Consider the following 20,471-nt stretch of genomic DNA (forward strand, 5'->3'; position numbering starts at 1 on the left):
AACGCGGGCTACCCGGGGTGAGCAGTTGGTTACTTGCCCGCCCAGTCGAAGCCGTCCTCAAGACGGATCTTGCTGGCCACCTTGGCGATGTCGGCCCGGTGGCGGTTGGCGTGATGCCCACAGAAGGCCAGGTCTCCGCCGCTGGTCAGGACGACCTCCAGCTTGGCGGCCGCCCCACAACGATCGCAGCGCTCGGTCAGTTCGCCGACGGTGTCGATCTCGGGCGACAGCAGTGCGGTCATATCGCTCTCCTTGTTGCTCGGTGGCGGTGCTTCGGTAGCGGTGCAGCGGTCCTGACAGCGAGAAATTCGGCCCCCCGCCCGGGTGGCTTAGAGGTTCGCGCTGTGACTCTGGCGGCCCGGACCGTGCAACCCGGTCACAACCCGGAGGATCCCGGGAGCACAACCCGCCGTCCCCAACATTTCCCTCAACTGCTTTCGGCATGCCCCCGGGCCGGATTCCACACGACCTGAGAACACAACCGAGAGGACCCACCACATATGTTCGGTAACGACGCCCGCCGCCTGGCCATCCGACTGACCGTCGCCGCGAGCGCCGCCACCGCCACCCTCGCGGGCCTCACCGGGACGGCCGTCGCCGCGCCGGCCGTGCCCGCTGTGGGATCCATCTCCGGGGCCGGCGCCCAGGGCGCCATCCCCGGCAGCTACATCGTGGTGCTGAAATCCGGCACGCCGGCCGCCGACCGGGTCACCGCCACTTCACAGGAGCTGGTCCACCGGTACGGCGGAAATGTCGCCGACAACTACCTGGCCACGGTGCGCGGCTTCCACCTGGAGGCCACCGCCGACGAGGCCGCCCGCCTGGCCGCCGACCCGTCCGTGGACTACGTCGAGCAGGACGCCGTGGTCGACGGCAAGGGCCTGCCGGCTCCCGCCCAGGCGTACCGGCAGTCGAAGAAGCTGGCCTGGGGCCTGGACCGGATCGACCAGCGCGCGCTGCCGCTGTCGAAGACCTACACCTACAAGTCCGCCTCGGCGATCACCGCCTACGTGATCGACACCGGTGTCCGGACCAGCCACAAGGAGTTCGGCGGCCGGGCCCGCAGCGGCTGGGACTTCGTCGACGGCGACGCCACCGCGAACGACTGCCACGGCCACGGCACCCACGTCGCCGGCACCATCGGCGGCCGTACCTACGGCGTGGCCAAGGACGTCAAGCTGGTCGCCCTGCGGGTGCTCGGCTGTGACGGCTCCGGTTCGTTCTCCGACTTCATCGCCGCCGTCGACTGGGTGACCGAGCACGCCCAGCTGCCCGCGGTGGCCAACATGAGCCTGGGCGGCCCGCGCAGCAAGGCCCTCGACGCGGCCGTCAAGCGTTCCATCGGCAAGGGCGTGACCTACGCGATCGCCGCCGGCAACGAGGACGAGAACGGCTGCGAGAGTTCGCCGGCCTCCACGCCCGACGCGATCACCGTCGGCGCCGTCGACTCCGCCGACCGCCGTGCGGACTTCTCCAACTGGGGCACCTGCCTGGACATCTTCGCCCCGGGCGTGGACATCACGTCGTCGGCGAAGGGCTCGGACACCGCCGTTCAGAAGATGAGCGGCACCTCGATGGCGGCGCCGCACGTGGCCGGCGCGGCCGCCCTGGTCCTGGCCGCGCACCCGGACTGGACGCCCCGCCAGGTGCGTGACGACCTGGTCGCCAACGCCGGCGTCAACCTGGTCAAGGACCCGGGCAAGGGCTCGCCGAACCGCCTGCTCTACACCGGCCACCTGCTCTGAACCGAATCCCTTGCCGGTTGCCAGGGCTGTCTCCCCGCGGCGGAGACAGCCCTGGCATCCGGCCGCGAGAACCCGGCTGGTTCCCGGTGCTGTTTCCCGGCCTTCGGGACAGCACGGGGAACCAGCCGGTTTTTGACGGTGAGCCGTACGCCGGGCCTCGGGGGCGGATAGCGTGAGAGCGACCCCAGCCCGAGGAGGACCGAGATGTCCGAGGCGCCGGTCGCCGAGAGGCCGACAATCCTGGTCGTCGACGACGAGGAGGATCTGCGCGACATCATGCGCCGGATGCTGGAGCGCCGCGGGGCGTATACGACGCTGGCCACCGGCGAGCCGGACGAGGCCCTCTCGATCACCCGGGATCACCCCGGAAAGATCGACGTGCTGATCACCGACCTGACACTGCCCGGCGCCTCCGGCGGTGAGCTGGCCCGGACCATCCGCAGTCTGCGCCCCGGGATCGGCGTGGTCTTCGTCTCCGGCCTGCCGAAGGACCACGCGGTCGCCAAGGGCGAGATCACCGAGGACGACATCCTGGTGAAGAAGCCGTTCACCGCCGACGCCCTCCTGACCGCGGTGAAAGAGGCGCTGGACCGGAAGGACCAGGGCTAACCCGGCCAGGGCAGGGTCAGCTCGCCGAGCCGCCACCGGGCCGGGCCGTCGAGCACCGGCCAGCCCTCGTCGCGCATCCGCCGGATCGTGGCCGGCCAGCGCTGCCGCGGCCCGAACGGCGTCGCCTCGGTCTCCCACGCGCGACCCAGCGCCCGCAGCAGCTCGTGCACCGGATGACCGGGCACGTTGTGGTGGATCAGCGCTTTCGGCAGGCGCTCGGCGAAGACCGCCGGATGGCCGAGCGTCGGCAGCCGAGCCGACAGGGTCAGCGTCGACGGCACACCACCCTCGACGACCGTCCAGGTGGCGATCCGGCCCAGCTCGTCGCAGGTGCCCTCGACCAGCAGCGCCCCGGTCGCGGTCATCGTCCGCCAGGCCGCCGCCACCTCGTCCTCGGCATACTGCCGCAGCACGTTGAACGCGCGCACCACCACCGGCGTCAGCCCGGCAAGCTCGAACCCGCCACGCCGGAACTCCAGCCACGGCGGGTCCGCGAACGGCTGGGCGTCACTCACCCGGACCGGATCGATCTCCAGACCGACGACCGCGACGTCCGGCCGGACCGCGGCAGCGAGACGGCCGCGCAGCTCCACCGCCGTCACCGGAGTGGCGCCGTAGCCCAGATCGATCACCAGCGGCTGCGCCGCCTCTTTCAAAGGCCCACCGCAGCGGTACGCGATGAAGTTGTCGACGCGCCGGAGCCGGTTGGGATTGGTCGTCCCCCGGGTGATCGCGCCGACCGGCTTCATACCCCGAGAACCTAGAGCTCGCGGTGGACCTTGTGCTGGGCGGCCTGGGCGATCGGCCGCACCACCAGCCGGTCCACGTTGACGTGCTGCGGGCGGGTGGCGGTCCACGCGATGCAGTCGGCGATGTCGTCGGCCACCAGCGGCTCCCGGACCCCGGCGTAGACCGCGTCGGCCTTGTCCTGATCGCCGCCGAACCGGTTGACCGCGAACTCGTCGGTGCGCACCATGCCGGGGTCGATCTCGATGACCCGGACCGGTTTGCCGGCCAGCTCCAGCCGCAGGGTGCCGACCAGAGCGGTCTCGGCGTGCTTGGCCGCCACGTAGCCGCCGCCACCCTCGTACGGCGTGAAGGCCGCGGTGGACCCGACCGTCACGATCGTGCCGTGGCCGCTCGCCTCCAGGGCCGGGAGCAGCGCCTTCGTCACCCTCAGGGTGCCGAGCACGTTCACGTCATACATCCACTGCCAGTCGTCGACCGACCCGGAGGCGACCGGATCCACGCCACGGGCCCCGCCCGCGTTGTTGACCAGCAGCGTGACCGGACCGCCGAGCGCGGCCACCGCCGCCGCCAGGCCGGCCACGGAGTCGTCCGAGGTGACGTCGCACTCGACCGCCGTGGCGCTCGCCCCGATCTCCTTGACCAGCGCCTCCAGCCGGTCGGCACGCCGTGCCGCGGCGACGACGTGGAATCCCTCCGCGGCCAGCCGGCGGGCCGTCGCCGCGCCGATCCCGCTGGAAGCGCCGGTGACCACTGCGATGTTCTGCATGCCTCGATTCTGGTCCATGACGAGGGACGTCCCACGTGATCAATGACCTGGATCACCCCGGGTCGGCTGAGTGGTGGTTCCGGGGCCGCCGATGGGGAAGATGAACGTTGGCGCAACAAGCATGTTGCAGAACCGATACGGAGGGAGCCAGCGTGGCTGAGCTACGGGCCGGTGGCCGATGGCCGACTCCTCGCCGGATCGCGACCCTCTCCGTGCACACCTCGCCCCTGGAGCAGCCGGGCACCGGCGACGCGGGCGGGATGAACGTGTACATCGTCGAGATCGCCAAACGCCTGGCCGAGCGGGGCGTCGAGGTGGAGGTCTTCACCCGGGCCACCGCCGGCGACCTGCCGCCCGTCGTCGAGATGTCGCCGGGGGTGCACGTGCGGCATGTCACCGCCGGGCCCTACGAGGGGCTCGCCAAGGAGGAGCTGCCCGCCCAGCTGTGCGCCTTCACCAACGGCGTGCTCCGGGCCGAGGCCGCGCACCCGCCGGGCCACTACGACCTGATCCACTCGCACTACTGGCTCTCCGGGCAGGTCGGCTGGCTCGCCCGGGAGCGCTGGGGCGTGCCGCACGTGCACACCGCGCACACCCTGGCCAAGGTGAAGAACAGGTTCATCGCGACCGGTGACCGGCCCGAGCCGAAAGCGCGGGTGATCGGCGAGGAGCAGGTCGTCGCCGCGTCGGACCGTCTCGTGGCCAACACCGAGTTCGAGGCGCAGGACCTGATCACCCACTACGACGCCGACCCGTCGCTGGTCAGCGTGGTGCCGCCGGGTGTCGACCTGCGCCGGTTCCGGCCCGGCGCGGCCGACCGGGCCCGGTTCGGCCTGCCCGAGCGCGGCCGGATCATCGCGTTCGTCGGCCGGATCCAGCCGCTCAAGGCGCCCGATGTGCTGATCGCCGCCCTGGCCGAGATGCGCACCGGCGCGACCCTGGTGATCTGCGGCGGCCCGAGCGGCAGCGGCCTGGACCGGCCGACCGCGTTGATCGAGCTGGCCGCGACCCTCGGGGTCGCCGACTCGGTGGTGTTCCTGCCGCCGCAGACCGGCGCCGACCTGGCGTCTCTCTACCGGGCCGCCGATCTGGTCGCCGTTCCGTCCTACAACGAGTCCTTCGGCCTGGTCGCCCTGGAGGCGCAGGCCTGCGGCACGCCGGTGGTCGCGGCCGCGGTCGGCGGCCTGGTCACCGCGGTGCGTGACGGGGTGAGCGGGGTGCTCGTCGACGGGCACGATCCGCGGGACTGGGCGCGGGTGCTGGACCGGCTGCTCGACGAGCCCGGCCGCCGTCATCGGCTGGCAGCCGGGGCGGTCGCCCACGCGTCGCAGTTCTCCTGGGACCGCACCGCCGAGACGCTGCTGCGCGTCTACCGTGACGCGGTGAGCGCACACCGGGCGATGATCGCGGCCCGGCTCGACGAGGCATCCGTCGCGTGGTGACCGGGCCGATCGGGAAAGAGGCATCCGTTGCGTGGTGACCGGGCCGATCGGGAAAGAGGCATCCGTCCCGTGGTGACCGGCCGATCGGGAATGGGGGCATCCTGAGCGTGGTGACCGGACCGATCGGGGAAAGAGGCATCCGTCCCGTGGTGACCGGGCCGATCTGGAAAGGGGCGTCCTGAGCGTGGTGACCGAGCTGATCGAGCAGGTCCTGACCGAGCGCGAGCTGGAGTGGGAGGCGACCGGTGACAGCTCCTATGTGGTCACCCTGCCCGGCACGCACAAGCTGAAGACGGCCTGCAACCTGATCGTCGGCGCGCACGCGCTGCGGGTCGAGGCGTTCGTGATGCGCCGGCCGGACGAGCGGCACGAGGACCTCTGGGCCTGGCTGCTGCGGCGCAACGCCCGGATGTATGGTGTCGCCTTCTCGATCGACGCGGCCGGTGACGTCTATCTCACCGGCCGGGTCTCGCTGAAGGGCCTGGACGCCGACGAGCTGGACCGGTTGCTCGGCTCGGTGCTGACATATGCGGACGAGTCCTTCGACACGATGCTGGAGATCGGGTTCGGCTCGTCGATCCGCCGGGAGTGGGCGTGGCGGGTGAGCCGGGGCGAGTCGACGGCCAACCTGGAGGCCTTCAAACACCTCGTCGAGCAGCCGGAGCAGCAACCGGAGCAGAAGCCGGAGCAGAAGCCGCAGTAGCAGCCGGAGCAGAAGCCGGAGTAGCAGCCGGAGCAGGCGTCCGGCCGTGATCTCGCGGATTCGCCGCCGCACCCACAAGATCGCGTGAAGAGGGCACTCGGGCAATCCGTACCGATTGGTCCATTGTGGCCGGACGGTTTCTCGCCGATCGATGTGTGACACACGCCGTCCCTGGGTACTGGCAGTCTCCTGGCGATGTGCTGAGGATTCCCTGAGTCTGTGGACGGCTGGTTCGACAGCCGTCTACTGTCATGCGCCATTTGCCGTCGCCGGGTTACCGAACGGTGGTTGTCGTGATTTCTTCCCGACTGCGAAACCCGGAAGAGTGATTGGCGACTCGTCCGATCGGTTGGTAGTTGGTGAATGTGACGGTTGAGACAGATGTCGACACGAAATCGGGTTGTGAGGCTTGCATGCCCCAACTAGCGTGGTCGATGGACGCCGAGCCGTCAGTTCGGGGAACGGGTCGATCAGCAATGATCGCCACGGTTCGGTGTTTGGGGACGGGTGGCATGAGCCGTTGGGGGACGGCGCGACCCGAGACCGGCGGTAAGTGCGGGCGGCGCCTATGGGGATGGGTGTCGCCCGCCGCCGCCGGCGCTTTTGTTTCCGGCTTGTTTCCGGTGTTCACCTATTGGACACGGCCGGATCATTCACTATCGATGCTCGCGGCTTAAAGGCGCCGGAATCCGCTTTTCAGGCACTCGCCGTCGCGCGTTCCGACTCGGTCTCCTCTTGCGCCAGCCGCAGCCGCATCGCCCGCCGGGCACGTGCCGGGCCGGCCAGCAACTGGCCCACCGCGACCACGGCGCACAGGGCGAAACACCCGCCCCAGAGCACGGCGTCACCAGCCCGCTGCAGGACCAGGCCGCCGAGGATCGGGGCCAGGGCCGTCCCGGCCGACCAGGAGAGCGAGTTCAGGCCCTGGTAACGGCCACGCAGGCCGGGTGGGGAGAGCGCCGCCACGGTGGCCGCGTTGCTGGGGGACTGCAGCATCTCGCCCAGAGTCCAGATGATCACCGTTACGGCGTACATCAGCGGGGTCTCGGCGAGGGCGACCAGCCCGAAACCGGAACCGATCAGCAGCGCCGCGACCGCCAGGACCGTGGCGCTGTTGCGCCCCTCGATCAGTTTCGGGACGAAGAGCTGGCCGGAGACGATCAGGACGCCGTTCACCGCGATGACCGTGCCGTAGGTGGCGGCCGTGTGCCCGTCGGCCAGCATGCTGATCGGCAACGTCGACAGGTGCTGCAGGATGACCAGCACCGAGACGAAGGTGAGCAGCAGGTAGACGACGAAGTTGCCGTCCCGCAGCGCCGTGCCGAGGCCTCCGCCCGGCTCCGCCCGGCGCCCCGGGACGCGGGCCGGCCGGGTCTCGGCCAGGAAGATCGCCGTGATGGTCGCGGTGATCAGGGTGGTGGCCGCGTCGGCGCCGAAGAGCAGCAGGTAATCGACGTTCGCCGCGAAGCCCGCGAGGATCGCCGCGACCGCGAAGCCGAGGTTGATCGCCCAGTAGTTCAGGGAGAACGCCCGGACCCGGTCGCGCTCCGGCACCACGTCGACCATCATGGCCGAGAAGGCCGGCCGGACCGCCTCGGCGAAGAGACCGAGCAGGAAGGTCGCGACGGCGATCTGCGGGTACGTCCGGGCGAGTCCCAGGGCCAGCATCAGCCCGGCCGCGCCGAACTGGGCCACCAGCATGGTCGGGCGGCGGCCCCAGCGGTCGGCCAGGACCCCGCCGGACACCGTGCCGATCGCGCCGCCGACACCGTAGAGACCCAGGACCAGACCGGCCTGGCTCTGCGAGAACCCGCGCTCGCTGGTCAGGTAGATGCTCAGGAAGAGCACCGCGAACGAGCCGACCCGGTTGATCAGGGTGCCGGTCCAGAGGAACCAGAACTGCCGGGGCAGCCCACCGGCCGCCTGCCGTAGCCAACCTCGCACGATCATCTCCCCGTAAGTAGCCGTCGGGGTTTATTCCCTTACATCGTGGATCTTCGCGCAAGCGGGTTTCGGTGTGGTGGCGGACACGTGCCGGGTGGCCCGTACGCGCGGCCGGGCGTCGGGGGAAGATGTGGTCATGACTGGAACCCTGGTGCTGCTGCGGCACGGCAACAGCGAGTGGAACGCCAAGAACCTCTTCACCGGCTGGGTCGACGTGGACCTGGACGCCAAGGGTGAGGACGAGGCCCGGCGCGGCGGCGAGCTTCTCAAGGAGCAGGGGGTGCTGCCCGACGTGGTGCACACCAGCCTTCTTCGGCGCGCGATCCGGACCAGTGAGATCGCGCTGCACATCACCGACCGCCACTGGATCCCGGTGAAGCGTCACTGGCGGCTCAACGAGCGCCACTACGGCGCCCTGCAGGGCAAGGACAAGAAGCAGACCCTGGAGACGTACGGGGAGGAGCAGTTCATGCTCTGGCGCCGGTCGTACGACGTGCCCCCGCCCCCGATCGAGGAGGACTCGGAGTTCTCCCAGGCGGGTGACGCGCGGTATGCCGACCTGGCCCCGGAGATCCTGCCGAAGGCGGAGTGCCTGAAGGACGTGCTGGAGCGGGCCCTGCCGTACTGGTACGACGCGATCGTCCCCGACCTGCGCGCCGGCAAGACGGTGCTGGTCGCGGCACACGGCAACTCGCTGCGCGCCATCGTCAAGCACCTCGACGACATCTCCGACGAGGCGATCGCCGGCCTGAACATCCCGACCGGCATCCCGCTGCGCTACGACCTGGACGAGAACCTCCGCCCGATCACCGCGGGCGGCACCTACCTCGACCCGGTCGCCGCCAAGGAGGCCGCCGCCGCCGTGGCCGCCCAGGGCCGCAAGTAAAACGACGGGAGCCGGGACACCCCCGTGGTGTCCCGGCCCCCGTGGTGCAAAGCGCGACCCTGCCCCGACAGTCTCCGCGAGGGCGTACTCACGGAACGACCCGCAAAATGCCGCCGGTGACGAGGCAGTCGATTTGCCGACGCCCAGCGGGGTTTGCTGGGTGGCGGCAAATCGCCTGACTCGTCACCGGTTACAAGGCATTTTGCCCGCGGAGCGAAGCGGAGCCAGCCAGCTCAGTTCTCGCCGGTGATCAGGTAGATCAGGTGCTCGCCGATGTTCACGGCGTGGTCGGCGTAGCGCTCGTAGAAGCGGCCCAGCAGGGCGCCGTCGATCGCGGTCTCCGCGCCGTAGGGCCAGTCGTCGGCCAGCATGATCTTGAACAGCTTGCGCTCGAGGTCGTCGATCGCGTCGTCGTCCTTCTCCAGCTGTGCCGCCTGCTCCGCGTTCGGCTTCGCCAGCAGCTCGGTGATCTGCTCGGCCATGTGGTCGGCGACCTCGGCCATGCCCTTGAAGGTGGGCCGCAGCTCGGCCGGGACCGCCGGGGACGGATGCCGGCGGGCCGCGGTCTTCGCCACGTGCTCGGCCAGGTCGCCCATCCGCTCCAGGTCGGCGCCGATGTGCAGCGCGGTGATGACGCGGCGCAGATCGGACGCGACCGGCGCCTGCCGGGCGATGGTGTCCGCGACCTTGAGCTCGACCTGTTCGTAGATGGCGTCGACCTCCGAGTCCCGCTCGATCACGGACTGGGCGGCTGTCAGGTCGGCGGTCAGCAGCGCCGACGTCGCCTTGCGGAGCGCGGCGCGGACCGACTCAGCCATGGTCACGAGCAGGCGGCTCACCTCGACCAGATCGGCCTGGTACTCCTCGCGCATTTCTCAGTTCCCTCTTTCGACGGCGACGGCCGATGGCGACGGCCGGGGTGCGCTGACCAGGCTATGGGCGTGGAACGGCCTCAACATGAACGCCGGTGAACGAGGGCGGGCGCAGTGGTGAACATTATTCGACGCGCGCCCGATTTGCCGTAATGGCCCTGTGGTTCAGGTAAACAATGACCCTACGATCGCAGCGTGGAGTGGGAATACGCCGTCGGCATGGTTGCTGCCGCGCTCGTCGTCGGTGTGGGAGCGGGACTCGCCCTTGCCCGGATCCGCCGGCCGGGCGGAGAGGCTCGGACCGGGGCACCGGAGGGGAGCGCCGCCATCGAACCGGACGACGATCGCCCGGGAGGCAAACACGGCCTCAAGGGGCTCGGACGGAAGAGCCTCGATTCGTTACGGGTGGGAGTCGTCGTCCTCGACGCCGACGACCATCCGGTGCTGGTCAATCCGGCGGCCCGCGCGATGGGCCTGCTCCGCTCCGGCGGGGCTCCGGGCACCATCGCCGCGCACCCGATCCTGCGTACGCTGGCCGGCCAGGTCCGGCGGACCGGAGTGCGCCGGGAGGTCGAGCTGGATCTTCCCCGAGGCCGGGCTGGCGGCGGGCATGCCCCGCTCGGCCTGCACCTGCGGGCCGTCGCGCTGAACTCGACGCACGTCGCGGTCGAGGCCGCCGACGTGACCGAGGCGCACCGGCTGGCCCGGGTGCGCCGTGACTTCGTGGCGAACGTCAGCCACGAGCTGAAGACCCCGATCGGGGCGCTGCAGCTCCTGGCCGAGGCGTTGCTGGACGCCACCCAGCTTCCCGAGGCCACGCCGGAGGCGCAGTCCGAGGATCTGCTGGCGGCTCGCCGGTTCGCCGAGCGCATCCATCACGAGTCCGCCCGGATGGGCCGCCTGGTGAACGAGTTGCTCGAACTCACCCGGCTGCAGGGGGCGGAGCCGCTGCCGAACCCGGAGCCGGTCTCGCTGGACTGGGTGATCGCCGAGGTGATCGACCGGACCAGGACGACCGCGTCGGCGAAGAGCATCGAGGTCAGCTACGAGGGCCCGAAGGGCGTCATGGCGTACGGCAACGACAGCCAGTTCGCCACGGCGGTCACCAACCTGGTGGAGAACGCGATCGCGTACTCCGGCGAGAACACCACCGTCTCGCTCACCATGCGTAACAGCGACGACTGGATCGAGATCGACGTCGCGGATCAGGGCATCGGCATCGCCCCGCAGGACGTGGAGCGGGTCTTCGAGCGCTTCTACCGCGCTGACCAGGCCCGATCCCGGTCCACCGGCGGCACCGGCCTCGGCCTGGCGATCGTCAAACACATCGCGACGAACCACGGGGGCCGCGTCGACGTGACCAGTTCACTCGGCGACGGCTCTACGTTCACCCTGCGCCTACCTGCGCGACCCCCGAGTCCCCCTCGTCGTCACCGACGGCGATTGAGATCGAGTCCGGTGTGGCCGGGCGCTGAGCCCGCCGCCGACGACGGAAGGAACTTCATTGGCCCGCGTGCTCGTGGTCGAGGACGAGGAGTCGTTCTCCGACGCCCTGTCGTACATGCTGCGCAAGGAGGGTTTCGAGGTGTCGGTCGCTGCGACCGGGACCTCTGCCCTCACGCAGTTCGACCGGACCGGCGCCGACATCGTGCTGCTCGACCTCATGCTTCCCGAGATGTCCGGCACCGAGGTCTGTCGTCAGCTGCGTCAGCGCTCCGCAGTCCCGATCATCATGGTCACCGCCCGGGACAGCGAGATCGACAAGGTCGTCGGTCTGGAGATCGGAGCGGACGACTACGTCACCAAGCCGTATTCGCCCCGGGAGCTGGTCGCCCGGATCCGCGCTGTGCTCCGCCGCCAGGGTGCCGACGCGCCCGAGGTGACGACGCCGACCCTGGCCGCCGGCCCGGTACGGATGGACGTCGAGCGGCACGTCGTGACCGTCGACGGCTCGGGCGTGCAGTTGCCGCTGAAGGAGTTCGAGCTGCTCGAGCTGCTGCTGCGCAACGCCGGCCGGGTGCTGACCCGTGGCCAGCTGATCGACCGGGTCTGGGGCGCCGACTACGTCGGTGACACCAAGACGCTCGATGTGCACGTCAAGCGGCTGCGCTCCAAGGTGGAGCCGGAGCCGTCCGCGCCGCGCTACATCGTCACCGTGCGAGGCCTGGGCTACAAATTCGAGCCCTGATTCACCCTTGTCGCATACCAAGTAGCATGCGACTATGGTGAGGTCGGGTGACCCGCCCGTGATCGGGTCACCCGACGCCTGGGGTTGGCCGCGCTGGTCGCGGGGTGGACGGCGATCAGACCGGACTTGATACGGGCAGAGCAGAGCTCGGCGAGGTGGCCGTATGCTGCTTCGCCGATCAGCTCGGTCAGCTCTGGTGCGTAGGTGACGTACATCGGCTCGGTGCCCACGTGGGCCTCCGGCGACGAGGTGCACCACCAGGCCAGATCGTGGCCGCCCGGCCCCCAGCCCCTCCGGTCGAACTCGCTCAGGGTGGACTGGAGCAGCTTCGTGCCGTCCGGCCGGGTGATCCAGTCCTGCTCGCGGCGGACCGGCAGCTGCCAGCAGACGTCCGGCTTGTACTTGAGCGGGTGCACGCCGTCGCGCAGGGCCTGGCCGTGCAGCGCGCAGCCGGCGCCACCCGGGAAGCCGGCCTCGTTGAGGAAGACGCACGGGCCGTCGGCGGAGCGCGTGGCCGTACGCCGCGCGGGTTTCTCGCCGTCGACGGTGTCCACCTCGGTGTAATTCTTGAACCCGCGCCGGTAGTGCTGCCAGGTCTGCGGGGTGAGCCGTGCCGCCGCCTCCTTCACCCGGGCCTCGTCGTCGGCGTCGGTGAAGAACGCGCCGTGCGAGCAGCAGCCGTCCTCGGCGCGGCCGGGCAGGATGCCCCGGCAGGCGGAGCCGAAGACGCAGGTCCAGCGGGAGAGCAGCCAGGTCAGATCGGCCCGGACCAGATGCTGTTCGTCGGCGGGATCGAGGAACTCGATCCATTCGCGAGGGAAGTCGAGCGGTACTTCCCGGGGTGGTGTCGCGCGGCTCATCCGGGTCAGCGTACGCCCACTCGTGGATCATGACCGTTTAGAGCTGATATATCCGGCCCTGCTGCGCGCGGCTACGCTGGAGGGCGTGACTTCCCGCGTACCCGTGCTTCTCTCCAGCTCCTCGGTCTTCCCGGAGCCGACGGCGGCGGCGTTCGAGATGGCGGCCACGGTCGGCTACGACGGCCTGGAGGTCATGGTCTGGACCGACGCCGTCAGCCAGGACGCCGGCGCCCTGAAGGGGCTGGCCGACCACTACGGCGTCCCGGTCCTGTCCGTGCACGCCCCGTGCCTGCTGGTCACCCAGCGGGTGTGGAGTTCCGACCCGTGGGAGCGGCTGACCCGGGCCGCCCAGCTCGCCGAGACCCTGGGCGCGCCGACCGTGGTGGTGCACCCGCCGTTCCGCTGGCAGGGTGACTACGCCCGCAACTTCGCGGAAGGTCTGGCCAGGATCCGCGGCCGGCACCCCGACCTGACCTTCGCGGTGGAGAACATGTTTCCGGTCAAGATGGCCGGCCGCTGGGTGGTGCCGTACAACCCCGGCTGGGATCCGACCGAGACCGGCTTCGATGCGTACACGCTGGATCTCTCGCACTGCGCGGCCTCGCGGATCGACGCGCTGGAGATGGCCGACCGGATGGGCTCCGGCCTGCGGCACGTGCACCTCGGCGACGGCACCGGCGAGGGGCGCGACGAGCACCTGGTGCCCGGCCGTGGCAATCAGCCGTGCGCCGAGCTGCTGCGGTCGCTGGCCGGGCGCGGCTTCACCGGCTCGGTGGCGCTGGAGATCAACACGCGTAAGGCGGCGAGCCGCCCGGCCCGTGAGGCCGACCTCCGCGAGGCGCTGGAGTTCGCCCGGAAGCACCTGGAGCCGAGCAAGGCCGTCACGCAGGGGTGAGGTCCGCGGCGGCGCGCTTGCGGGCCCGGTGCGCGGCGACGTGCGACCGGGTGGCGCAGCGCTCCGAGCAGAACCGGCGGCAGTTGTTCGAGGACGTGTCGAGGTAGACGTTGCCGCACCGCTCGTCGGCGCAGATGCCGAAGCGGGCGCTCCCGTACTCGCAGAGCCAGACGGACAGACCCCACACGGCGCCGGCCAGATACTCGGCGCTGACCGAGGAGCCGCGGCTGGTCACGTGCATGTGCCAGTCGCTCGCGTCGTGCCCGGAGATGCGTGGCTGCACGGGGTAGGCCTCGAGCAGGCCGTTCAGCTCGCGCACCGCCTCGGCGTCCTGCCCGGAGGTGCCGAACTCGAAGACCTCGCGCAACCGCCGCTGCGCACGGCGGAACGGAGCCAGGTCCTTCTCGGTGACCTGGTCGCGCATGTACGCCTGCTCGCTGCTGAACAGGGCCCGCAACCCGGCGAGATCATCCAGACCTGCGTTGACGAGGTCTATCGCCGTACGGGCGTACGCATCGAAGTTCACCCGACAACGGTAGCCGCACCTGACCTCATGGAGCACGTATGTGTTGCCCGGGGTCCGTGCCAGGTCCGGACGTTACGCTCGGCGCATGCTCCGTACCCTGTTTCTCGCCGCTGCCGGGTCGACCCGGCTCGGGCGGCTCGTCGAGTCGGCCCCCGTCAGCCGGGGGCTCGTGCAGCGTTTCGTCGCCGGGCCGAGCGCCGACGAGGTTCTGCTGGTCAGCCGCCGGCTCGCGGACGACGGCCTGGCCGTCAGCCTCGACCACCTGAGCGAGGACACCCGGACGATAGAGCAGGCGGTGGCCGCCCGCGACGAGTACGTCTCGGTCCTCGGCCGCCTCAAGGGCGCCGGCCTGACGCCGGCGGTCGAGGTCAGCGTCAAACTCTCGGCCCTGGGGCAGCGGATCGACGAGAAATTGGCGTACGAGCACGCCCGCGCGATCTGTGCCGCGGCGGCCGAGGCGGGCACCACGGTGACGCTGGACGCCGAGGACCACAACTCCACCGACGCGACCCTGGAGACGCTGACCGAGCTGCGGCGTGACTTCCCGTCCACCGGGGCGGCCCTGCAGGCGTACCTGCGGCGTACCGAGGGGGATTGTCGTGAGCTGGCCACGGCCGGCTCCCGGGTGCGGCTGTGCAAGGGCGCCTACGCGGAGCCCGAGTCGGTGGCGTTCCAGTCCGCGCTCGACGTGGACAAGTCGTTCGTCCGCTGCCTGAACATCCTGATGGCGGGCGAGGGATACCCGATGGTGGCGACCCACGACACCCGGCTGATCGCGATCGCCGAGGACCGGGCCCGCTGGTTCGACCGCTCCACCACGGAGTACGAGTTCCAGATGCAGTACGGGGTGCGCCCGGAGGAGCAGGCCCGGCTGGCCGGCGGCGGTCACACGGTCCGGATCCACCTGCCCTACGGCGAGGAGTGGTACGGCCACCTGATGCGCCGCCTGGCGGAGCGCCCGGCGAACGTCGGATTTCTGGCACGAGCCGTAGCTTCCCGGAAATAAGGGGCGATATCACCACGGATCCGGCGTGTCGGGCTTGACTTTTTCTGGGCATTTCACGGAACGTATCGCGTTGGTCACAGCCGTATCGATACCGTTCTGATGACACGCACGTCATCCCCGCGGTCTCCGGATCCTCCGGCCGCTCCGGCCGCGGAGGATTGCGAAAGGATCGGTGCGACGAGATGACGGGTCCAGCCCAGACCGAGGAACGCCTCTCGGAGGTACGGTTCCTGACAGTGGCCGAGGTGGTCGCCCTCATGCGGGTTTCCAAGATGACCGTCTACCGGCTCGTGCACGGTGGTGATCTCACCGCCGTCCGGGTCGGCCGTTCGTTCCGGGTGCCCGAGCACGCGGTACACGAGTATCTGCGTGGCGCCTTCTCACAGAGCGCCTGACGACCGGGGCCGTGTTGGCCCGGCTGGGGCATGCCGGTACGCTGGACCGGTTGGTTCCCGGGTCATGCGTGCCGCTGTACATTGGCGCCGCTGCTCCGGGCGCCGTCCCAGTCCGGTCCCGGCCGTCTGCCGGGCCACCCACATGGTTTCTCGAGAGGCTTTTCGTATGGGCTCCGTGGTCAAGAAGCGCCGCAAGCGTATGGCGAAGAAGAAGCACCGCAAGCTGCTGCGCAAGACCCGCGTCCAGCGTCGCCGTCTCGGCAAGTGACCGTCGGCCGGGCGTACAGTCCGGCCGTTGACGGCACTTGCCATCTGATCGAGGCCGCGCATCGAAGGGTGCCCCCGTGGTGACCTCACCGCCCAGCGTTGTCGTGGTCACCGGAGTCAGCCGTTATCTCGGCGCTCGGGTGGCCGCGCGCCTCGCCGCTGATCCTCGTATCGACCGTGTCGTCGGCCTGGATCCGCACGACCCGCCCGCACGCCTTCTGGGCCTGCTGGAGGGTGTCGAGCGGATCCGGGCCGACGCGCGCGCGGCCACCGAGGCCATCGCCGACCTCGGCGCCGAGGCCGTCGTGCACCTGGCGATCACCAGCGTGCCCGACAGCCGGCACGGCGGGCGTGCGGCGATGAAAGAGCAGAACGTCATCGGCACCATGCAGGTGCTGGCCGCCGCCCAGGGTGCTCCCCGGCTGCGCAAACTCGTCGTGCGTTCGTCCACGGCGGCCTACGGCGCCTCCTTCCGCGATCCCGCGGTCTTCACCGAGGACACCGAGCCGCGAGCGGTGCCGCGTGGCGCGTTCGCCCGCGACATCCTCGACGTCGAGGGCTATGTGCGCGGGTTCCGCCGCCGCCGGCCCGAGGTCGCGGCGACCGTCCTGCGCTTCGCCCCGATGATCAGCTCGTCCGCCGAGACGTCGCTGACCCGCTACTTCGCCCAGCCGGTGGTGCCCACCGTGCTCGGCCGGGACGCCCGGCTCCAGTTCGTGCACGTCGAGGACGCCCTCGAGGTCCTGCACCGCTCGGTGACCGAGGACCACCCGGGGACCTTCAACGTCGCCGGCTCCGGCGTCCTGATGCTCTCCCAGGCCGTCCGCCGGGCCGGGCGCGTCTCGCTGCCACTGCCCGAGCCGGCCCTCTCCACCGGCGCGGCCCTGCTCCGCAACCTCGGCGTCGAGCAGATCGGCATGGACCAGATCGACCTCTTCGTGCACGGCCGGGTGGTGGACACGACCCGCCTGATCGGTGAGTTCGGCTTCACCCCGCGTACGACGGCGGCGGCGTTCGAGGAGTTCATCCAGGCGCACGCGGCCGGCTCCACGGTCACCGCGGCCCGCCTCAGCGCCGCGGAGAACGCGATTCTGGACGGCATCCGCCGGGTCCGGGCGGCCGCGGCCCAGCCGGCGCCGGCCGGACGGGAGACGCCGTGAGCCAGGACGAGTATCGCGACATGTTGCCCGGACACACCGAGTTCCGGCTGCCCGAGCCGCCGCCGGTGCAGAGGGTCAACGGCCGGCGCCCGATCCCGGAGAAGGGCGAGCCGATGCCGGAGAAACCGGAGCAGGCGCCCGTGGCCGACTCGCTGGACGTCTGGGACCGGCGGGTCGCCGACGGCCTGGCCTTCCTGCGCCGCCGCCTCGCCGGGGCGTATGAGGTGGACGAGTTCGGGTTCGACCCGGAGCTCGCCGAGACGATCTTCCACCCGCTGCTGAAGATCCTGTATCGGGACTGGTTCCGCACCGAGGTGCTCGGCATCGAGAACGTGCCGGCCGAGGGCAGCGCCCTGGTGGTCGGCAACCACTCCGGCACGATCGCGCTGGACGCGCTGATGCTCACCGTGGGCCTGCGCGACAAACATCCCGAGCAGCGCCATCTGCGGCTGCTCGGCGCCGACCTGGTCTTCCGGATGCCGCTGATGAGCGAGCTGGCCCGCGCGGCCGGCGCCACCGTCGCCTGCAACCCGGACGCCGAGCGCCTGATGACCTCGGGACAGCTGGTCGGCGTCTTCCCGGAGGGCTTCAAGGGCATCGGGAAGAAGTTCTCCGAGCGCTACAAGCTGCAGCGCTTCGGCCGGGGCGGGTTCGTCTCGGCGGCCCTGCGCACCGGCACGCCGATCGTCCCGGTCGCGATCGTGGGCGCCGAGGAGATCTATCCGATCCTGGCCGATCTGAAGCCGCTGGCCCGCCTCCTCGGGATCCCCTATTTCCCGATCACGCCGACCTTCCCCCTGCTGGGACCGCTGGGCATGGTGCCGCTGCCGAGCAAGTGGCTGATCCAGTTCTGCCCACCGATCCCGACCGCGCATCTCACCGAGTTCGCGGACGATCCGCTGGTCGTCTACAACCTCGCCGATCAGGTGCGCGAGACGATCCAGGCCACCCTGCACGAGCTGTTGGAGAAGCGGCCGGACCCGTTCGGGCCGTGACCTGGGGGAGTGCCAATCTTCTGGAGCGGCCCACCGGTCCGTCCTATAGTGACGGTTGAGGGGCGGCCCCGGAGTGTTGATCTCCGGCACCGCCCCTCGCCATGCTTACGGCGCGAGACTCCCTGGTCAGAAGAGGTCGCCGAGCAGGCCGCCCAGTCCACCGTCCGGCTCGTCGAGCGGATCGAACTGCGGGTCGACCGGCTCCTCGTCGATCATCGGCGCCACCCCGTCGGTGACGGCCGGCGTCGCGGTGGCGGCGGCCGACTTGTTCGGCTTCACGGACTGACCGGTGGCCCCCGGCGCGGCGGCGGCGCTCGACTTGGCCGGCTTCGGCGCGGTGGCCGGGCCGTTCTGCCGGGTCCCGGCCTTGGTGCCGGAGCCGCTCTGCGGTGACGTCCCGCTCGGCTCGGCGGCGCGGTTCTCCTCGGCCGCGCAGTCGCGCAGCTTCGGCCCGAGCGCGTCCGAGCCGGCCGGTGTCACCTTGTCGCAGGCGAGCCCGGTGCGCAGCGTCTCGGCCCGCTTGACGACGTCCTCCAGCAGGCCGAGTGACAGGGTCGCCCGGTCCCGGTTGGGCGCCGAGAGTCGCTCCAGCGCCGGCGTGAAGGTGGTGCGCTGGTCGTCGACGAAGTCGTCGAGGGTGGCCAGCGGCTTGGTGTCCTGCTGAGACACCGCCGACGTGGTGAGCAGCCGGACGCCCTTGCGGGTGTCGGCGTCCATGTCGTCCAGCACCAGGGCGAGGCCCGGCTCGTCGCCGTTCATCGCCATGGCCTCGGAGAGACGCGTACGAGCGAAGTCCAGCGACAGCTGGCCACGGGTCACGTCGGACCCGGCGATCGCCAGCTGGGCCCGCTCGGTCTGGCGCTTGACGCTGTACAGCATCTCGCCGGGTGACGCGCTCTCGCTGGCCGCGGAGATCCCGGAGACGGCCATCGCGCCGGCGGCCACGCCGATCACGATCGCTCCGCGGGCACGTATCCGGCGCCCGAACAGCGGCCGCCGGACGACCGGCTCGGCGACGGGTTCGGGATCGGCCTCGGCGTCGCTCAGCCCGATGCCGTCCCGCTCGGCTGTGGCGACCAGCATGGCGCGCAGGCCGACGCGGAACTCGGAGTCGACCGGTGCGCCGGGCCGGGCCGTGGAGAGCCGGTTGCTGATGGCGACCAGCCGGTTCAGCTCCTCGTCGGCCTGCCCACGACTGTGGTGCCGACGGGCGCCACCGGCGTCGTCGAGAAGTTCCGCGAAGCGCTCGGCACTCCGGGAGTTCGGAAAAGCGAACTTCACCGTGGGCACCTCCCCTCGCTCGTGACTGTCTCGCCGGCCAGGAGACCGGCGTCGGCGACCGGACCGCAGAAGACGGTCCCGGGTCGCATCCGGACAAACGCGCGACACGCGGCACCGGTTACGGGTGCCGGGCGGCGCCATCGGGTATCGGAGATCGACAGATCGGTACTTTCGCTCAAGACTGGAACCCGTCGGGCAGGAGCCGGTTGAGCGCGCGGACGGCCCGGTACTGCAGGGCCTTGATGGCGCCCTCGTTCTTGCCCATGGTCTGCGCGGTCTCGGCGACCGAGAAGCCCTGGAGGAACCGCAGCACGATGCATTCCTGCTGCTCCGGGTTGAGCTGCTTGACCGCGGTGAGCAGGGCGACGTTGGTGATGTGGTCGACCACCGCGGACTCCGGGCTGCCCTCCGGGCCCCGGTCCTCGCGGTCGGCGTCGAGCACGTCGCCGGTGGTCACCTCAAGGCGGTAGCGGCCGGACTTGAAGTGGTCGGCGACCAGGTTCCGGGCGATGGTGACCAGCCAGGCGCCCAGGTCGCGGCCCTGCCAGGTGAAGCTGCCGATGCGCTTGAGAGCGCGCAGGAAGGTGTCCGAGGTGAGATCCTCGGCCAGTTGGCGGTTGCCGACCCGGAAGTAGACGAAGCGGAAGACCGTGTCCACGTACCGGTCGTAGATCAGGCCGAACGCCTCGGCCTCGCCGGCTTGGGCACGCTCGACCAGCGCCCACACCTCGGCGGCCGGGTCACCGCGGTCCGGGCGGGCCTTCGGCGGCGCGGACTCGGTCGGCGGGCCGGTGGTGCTCTGCGTCGGCAGGACCACGGTGTGCTCGCCCGGGGTGACGGCCTCCCCGTCGCCGATGTGGGAGCGCTGGCCCGCGGTGGGTTGCGCCGGCGGACGGGGCGCACCGGGGCGGCTGCCGCCGAACTTCCCGTTCGCGGTGTTCGGGGAGGCGACCGCGGGTGGGGCGTTGGGCGTGCGGCGGCTCCCGGTCTGCTTGGGGCTCTCACCCCGGATGGCGTTGACGATCATCCCCCCAGCCGTGTCGCGCAAAGCATTCAGAACATCGCGGTGGTACGGACCCTCCGCGTACACATGAGTCACTGCGCCTCCTCAGCCCGGCGGGCCTCCGGCGACAGCGAATCCGTCCCGCCAGACGTGAATTCACCGTGATTCCGTGCTTTGT

General features: G+C 70.6%; 21 protein-coding genes and 1 pseudogene. 13 read left to right on the forward strand and 9 right to left on the reverse strand.

All coding sequences use genetic code 11. The annotated features are described in order from the left end of the window. Positions 1 to 29: 29 nt before the first annotated feature. Positions 30 to 242 carry a DUF7455 domain-containing protein gene (locus BM290_RS31795; RefSeq protein ID WP_093619596.1) on the reverse strand — a complete coding sequence of 71 codons (213 nt, stop codon included), beginning with the start codon at positions 240 to 242 and terminating at the stop codon, positions 30 to 32. A 258-nt stretch (positions 243 to 500) separates the two neighbouring features. Between BM290_RS31795 and BM290_RS31800 the strand changes: the two genes are divergently transcribed. Together BM290_RS31800 and BM290_RS31805 are read left to right on the forward strand one after the other, a co-directional pair. Next, positions 501 to 1,745 carry a S8 family peptidase gene (locus BM290_RS31800; protein ID WP_093619597.1) on the forward strand — a complete coding sequence of 415 codons (1,245 nt, stop codon included), beginning with the start codon at positions 501 to 503 and terminating at the stop codon, positions 1,743 to 1,745. 204 nt (positions 1,746 to 1,949) lie between these two features. Beyond that, the gene (locus tag BM290_RS31805; RefSeq protein ID WP_093619598.1) at positions 1,950 to 2,354 is read left to right on the forward strand and encodes a response regulator; all 405 of its coding nucleotides are present in this window, start codon (positions 1,950 to 1,952) and stop codon (positions 2,352 to 2,354) included. On the opposite strand, the gene BM290_RS31810 is transcribed toward BM290_RS31805, so the two are convergent. Continuing rightward, the gene (locus tag BM290_RS31810) at positions 2,351 to 3,103 is read right to left on the reverse strand and encodes an SAM-dependent methyltransferase (RefSeq protein WP_093619599.1); all 753 of its coding nucleotides are present in this window, start codon (positions 3,101 to 3,103) and stop codon (positions 2,351 to 2,353) included. The genes BM290_RS31805 and BM290_RS31810 overlap by 4 nt on opposite strands. 11 nt (positions 3,104 to 3,114) lie before the next feature. Continuing rightward, the gene (locus tag BM290_RS31815) at positions 3,115 to 3,870 is read right to left on the reverse strand and encodes an SDR family oxidoreductase (RefSeq protein WP_093619697.1); all 756 of its coding nucleotides are present in this window, start codon (positions 3,868 to 3,870) and stop codon (positions 3,115 to 3,117) included. Between the two features lie 152 nt (positions 3,871 to 4,022). On the opposite strand from BM290_RS31815, the gene mshA reads away from it, so the two are divergent. Then, the gene (gene mshA, locus BM290_RS31820) at positions 4,023 to 5,312 is read left to right on the forward strand and encodes a D-inositol-3-phosphate glycosyltransferase (protein ID WP_093619600.1); all 1,290 of its coding nucleotides are present in this window, start codon (positions 4,023 to 4,025) and stop codon (positions 5,310 to 5,312) included. A 184-nt stretch (positions 5,313 to 5,496) separates the two neighbouring features. Beyond that, a complete protein-coding gene (locus BM290_RS31825) occupies positions 5,497 to 6,015 on the forward strand; it encodes a type III secretion system chaperone family protein (protein ID WP_093619601.1) in 519 nt (172 codons plus the stop codon). A gap of 696 nt (positions 6,016 to 6,711) precedes the next feature. Here the strand turns inward: BM290_RS31825 and BM290_RS31830 are convergent. Beyond that, positions 6,712 to 7,959 (reverse strand): MDR family MFS transporter, encoded by a 1,248-nt coding sequence (locus BM290_RS31830; protein ID WP_177319988.1) that lies wholly within the window; start codon positions 7,957 to 7,959, stop codon positions 6,712 to 6,714. A gap of 136 nt (positions 7,960 to 8,095) precedes the next feature. On the opposite strand from BM290_RS31830, the gene BM290_RS31835 reads away from it, so the two are divergent. After that, on the forward strand, positions 8,096 to 8,845 hold the full coding sequence (locus tag BM290_RS31835) for a phosphoglyceromutase (RefSeq protein WP_093619698.1): 750 nt from the start codon (positions 8,096 to 8,098) through the stop codon (positions 8,843 to 8,845). A 233-nt stretch (positions 8,846 to 9,078) separates the two neighbouring features. On the opposite strand, the gene phoU is transcribed toward BM290_RS31835, so the two are convergent. After that, positions 9,079 to 9,717: a phosphate signaling complex protein PhoU gene (phoU, locus tag BM290_RS31840; RefSeq protein ID WP_093619603.1), complete on the reverse strand. Its 639-nt coding sequence runs from the start codon at positions 9,715 to 9,717 to the stop codon at positions 9,079 to 9,081. 195 nt (positions 9,718 to 9,912) lie between these two features. On the opposite strand from phoU, the pseudogene BM290_RS31845 reads away from it, so the two are divergent. Beyond that, positions 9,913 to 11,192 (forward strand): annotated as a pseudogene (locus tag BM290_RS31845) (sensor histidine kinase). Between the two features lie 29 nt (positions 11,193 to 11,221). After that, complete coding sequence (locus BM290_RS31850; RefSeq protein ID WP_093619604.1) at positions 11,222 to 11,905, forward strand: response regulator transcription factor; 684 nt, start codon at positions 11,222 to 11,224, stop codon at positions 11,903 to 11,905. A 32-nt stretch (positions 11,906 to 11,937) separates the two neighbouring features. Here the strand turns inward: BM290_RS31850 and BM290_RS31855 are convergent, their stop codons facing one another. After that, positions 11,938 to 12,765 carry a DUF3109 family protein gene (locus BM290_RS31855; RefSeq protein WP_143134015.1) on the reverse strand — a complete coding sequence of 276 codons (828 nt, stop codon included), beginning with the start codon at positions 12,763 to 12,765 and terminating at the stop codon, positions 11,938 to 11,940. 85 nt (positions 12,766 to 12,850) lie between these two features. Between BM290_RS31855 and BM290_RS31860 the strand changes: the two genes are divergently transcribed. Beyond that, a complete protein-coding gene (locus tag BM290_RS31860; RefSeq protein WP_093619605.1) occupies positions 12,851 to 13,660 on the forward strand; it encodes a sugar phosphate isomerase/epimerase family protein in 810 nt (269 codons plus the stop codon). Here the strand turns inward: BM290_RS31860 and BM290_RS31865 are convergent. Further along, a complete protein-coding gene (locus BM290_RS31865) occupies positions 13,647 to 14,186 on the reverse strand; it encodes a CGNR zinc finger domain-containing protein (protein ID WP_093619606.1) in 540 nt (179 codons plus the stop codon). The genes BM290_RS31860 and BM290_RS31865 overlap by 14 nt on opposite strands. 85 nt (positions 14,187 to 14,271) lie before the next feature. Here BM290_RS31865 and BM290_RS31870 point away from each other — a divergent pair, with 85 nt between their 5' ends. From BM290_RS31870 to BM290_RS31890, 5 genes are all read left to right on the forward strand, one after another. Next, positions 14,272 to 15,192 (forward strand): proline dehydrogenase family protein, encoded by a 921-nt coding sequence (locus BM290_RS31870; protein WP_093619607.1) that lies wholly within the window; start codon positions 14,272 to 14,274, stop codon positions 15,190 to 15,192. Between the two features lie 182 nt (positions 15,193 to 15,374). Next, positions 15,375 to 15,587: a helix-turn-helix domain-containing protein gene (locus BM290_RS31875; protein ID WP_093619608.1), complete on the forward strand. Its 213-nt coding sequence runs from the start codon at positions 15,375 to 15,377 to the stop codon at positions 15,585 to 15,587. Between the two features lie 166 nt (positions 15,588 to 15,753). Then, positions 15,754 to 15,855 (forward strand): 30S ribosomal protein bS22, encoded by a 102-nt coding sequence (locus tag BM290_RS31880; protein WP_007465623.1) that lies wholly within the window; start codon positions 15,754 to 15,756, stop codon positions 15,853 to 15,855. Positions 15,856 to 15,931: 76 nt separating this feature from the next. Next, complete coding sequence (locus BM290_RS31885) at positions 15,932 to 17,014, forward strand: NAD-dependent epimerase/dehydratase family protein (protein ID WP_093619609.1); 1,083 nt, start codon at positions 15,932 to 15,934, stop codon at positions 17,012 to 17,014. Then, positions 17,011 to 18,009: a lysophospholipid acyltransferase family protein gene (locus BM290_RS31890; protein WP_177319981.1), complete on the forward strand. Its 999-nt coding sequence runs from the start codon at positions 17,011 to 17,013 to the stop codon at positions 18,007 to 18,009. Before BM290_RS31885 ends, BM290_RS31890 begins: the two co-directional genes overlap by 4 nt. 126 nt (positions 18,010 to 18,135) lie before the next feature. On the opposite strand, the gene BM290_RS31895 is transcribed toward BM290_RS31890, so the two are convergent. After that, entirely contained in the window at positions 18,136 to 19,290 is a 1,155-nt protein-coding gene (locus tag BM290_RS31895; RefSeq protein ID WP_239143804.1) for a DUF5667 domain-containing protein, read from the reverse strand. A 175-nt stretch (positions 19,291 to 19,465) separates the two neighbouring features. Beyond that, on the reverse strand, positions 19,466 to 20,389 hold the full coding sequence (locus BM290_RS31900) for an ECF subfamily RNA polymerase sigma factor, BldN family (protein ID WP_093619611.1): 924 nt from the start codon (positions 20,387 to 20,389) through the stop codon (positions 19,466 to 19,468). Positions 20,390 to 20,471: the final 82 nt, after the last annotated feature.

Source organism: Actinoplanes philippinensis (genome assembly GCF_900113015.1).
Classification (GTDB): domain Bacteria; phylum Actinomycetota; class Actinomycetes; order Mycobacteriales; family Micromonosporaceae; genus Actinoplanes; species Actinoplanes philippinensis.

What these genes read in the sequence shown, in the direction of transcription:
- BM290_RS31795 (WP_093619596.1), bottom strand. Translation starts at nt 242, where the DNA reads ATGACCGCACTGCTGTCGCCCGAGATCGACACCGTCGGCGAACTGACC.
- BM290_RS31800 (WP_093619597.1), top strand. Translation starts at nt 501, where the DNA reads ATGTTCGGTAACGACGCCCGCCGCCTGGCCATCCGACTGACCGTCGCC.
- BM290_RS31805 (WP_093619598.1), top strand. Translation starts at nt 1,950, where the DNA reads ATGTCCGAGGCGCCGGTCGCCGAGAGGCCGACAATCCTGGTCGTCGAC.
- BM290_RS31810 (WP_093619599.1), bottom strand. Translation starts at nt 3,103, where the DNA reads ATGAAGCCGGTCGGCGCGATCACCCGGGGGACGACCAATCCCAACCGG.
- BM290_RS31815 (WP_093619697.1), bottom strand. Translation starts at nt 3,870, where the DNA reads ATGCAGAACATCGCAGTGGTCACCGGCGCTTCCAGCGGGATCGGCGCG.
- BM290_RS31835 (WP_093619698.1), top strand. Translation starts at nt 8,096, where the DNA reads ATGACTGGAACCCTGGTGCTGCTGCGGCACGGCAACAGCGAGTGGAAC.
- phoU (WP_093619603.1), bottom strand. Translation starts at nt 9,717, where the DNA reads ATGCGCGAGGAGTACCAGGCCGATCTGGTCGAGGTGAGCCGCCTGCTC.
- BM290_RS31855 (WP_143134015.1), bottom strand. Translation starts at nt 12,765, where the DNA reads ATGAGCCGCGCGACACCACCCCGGGAAGTACCGCTCGACTTCCCTCGC.
- BM290_RS31870 (WP_093619607.1), top strand. Translation starts at nt 14,272, where the DNA reads ATGCTCCGTACCCTGTTTCTCGCCGCTGCCGGGTCGACCCGGCTCGGG.
- BM290_RS31875 (WP_093619608.1), top strand. Translation starts at nt 15,375, where the DNA reads ATGACGGGTCCAGCCCAGACCGAGGAACGCCTCTCGGAGGTACGGTTC.
- BM290_RS31880 (WP_007465623.1), top strand. Translation starts at nt 15,754, where the DNA reads ATGGGCTCCGTGGTCAAGAAGCGCCGCAAGCGTATGGCGAAGAAGAAG.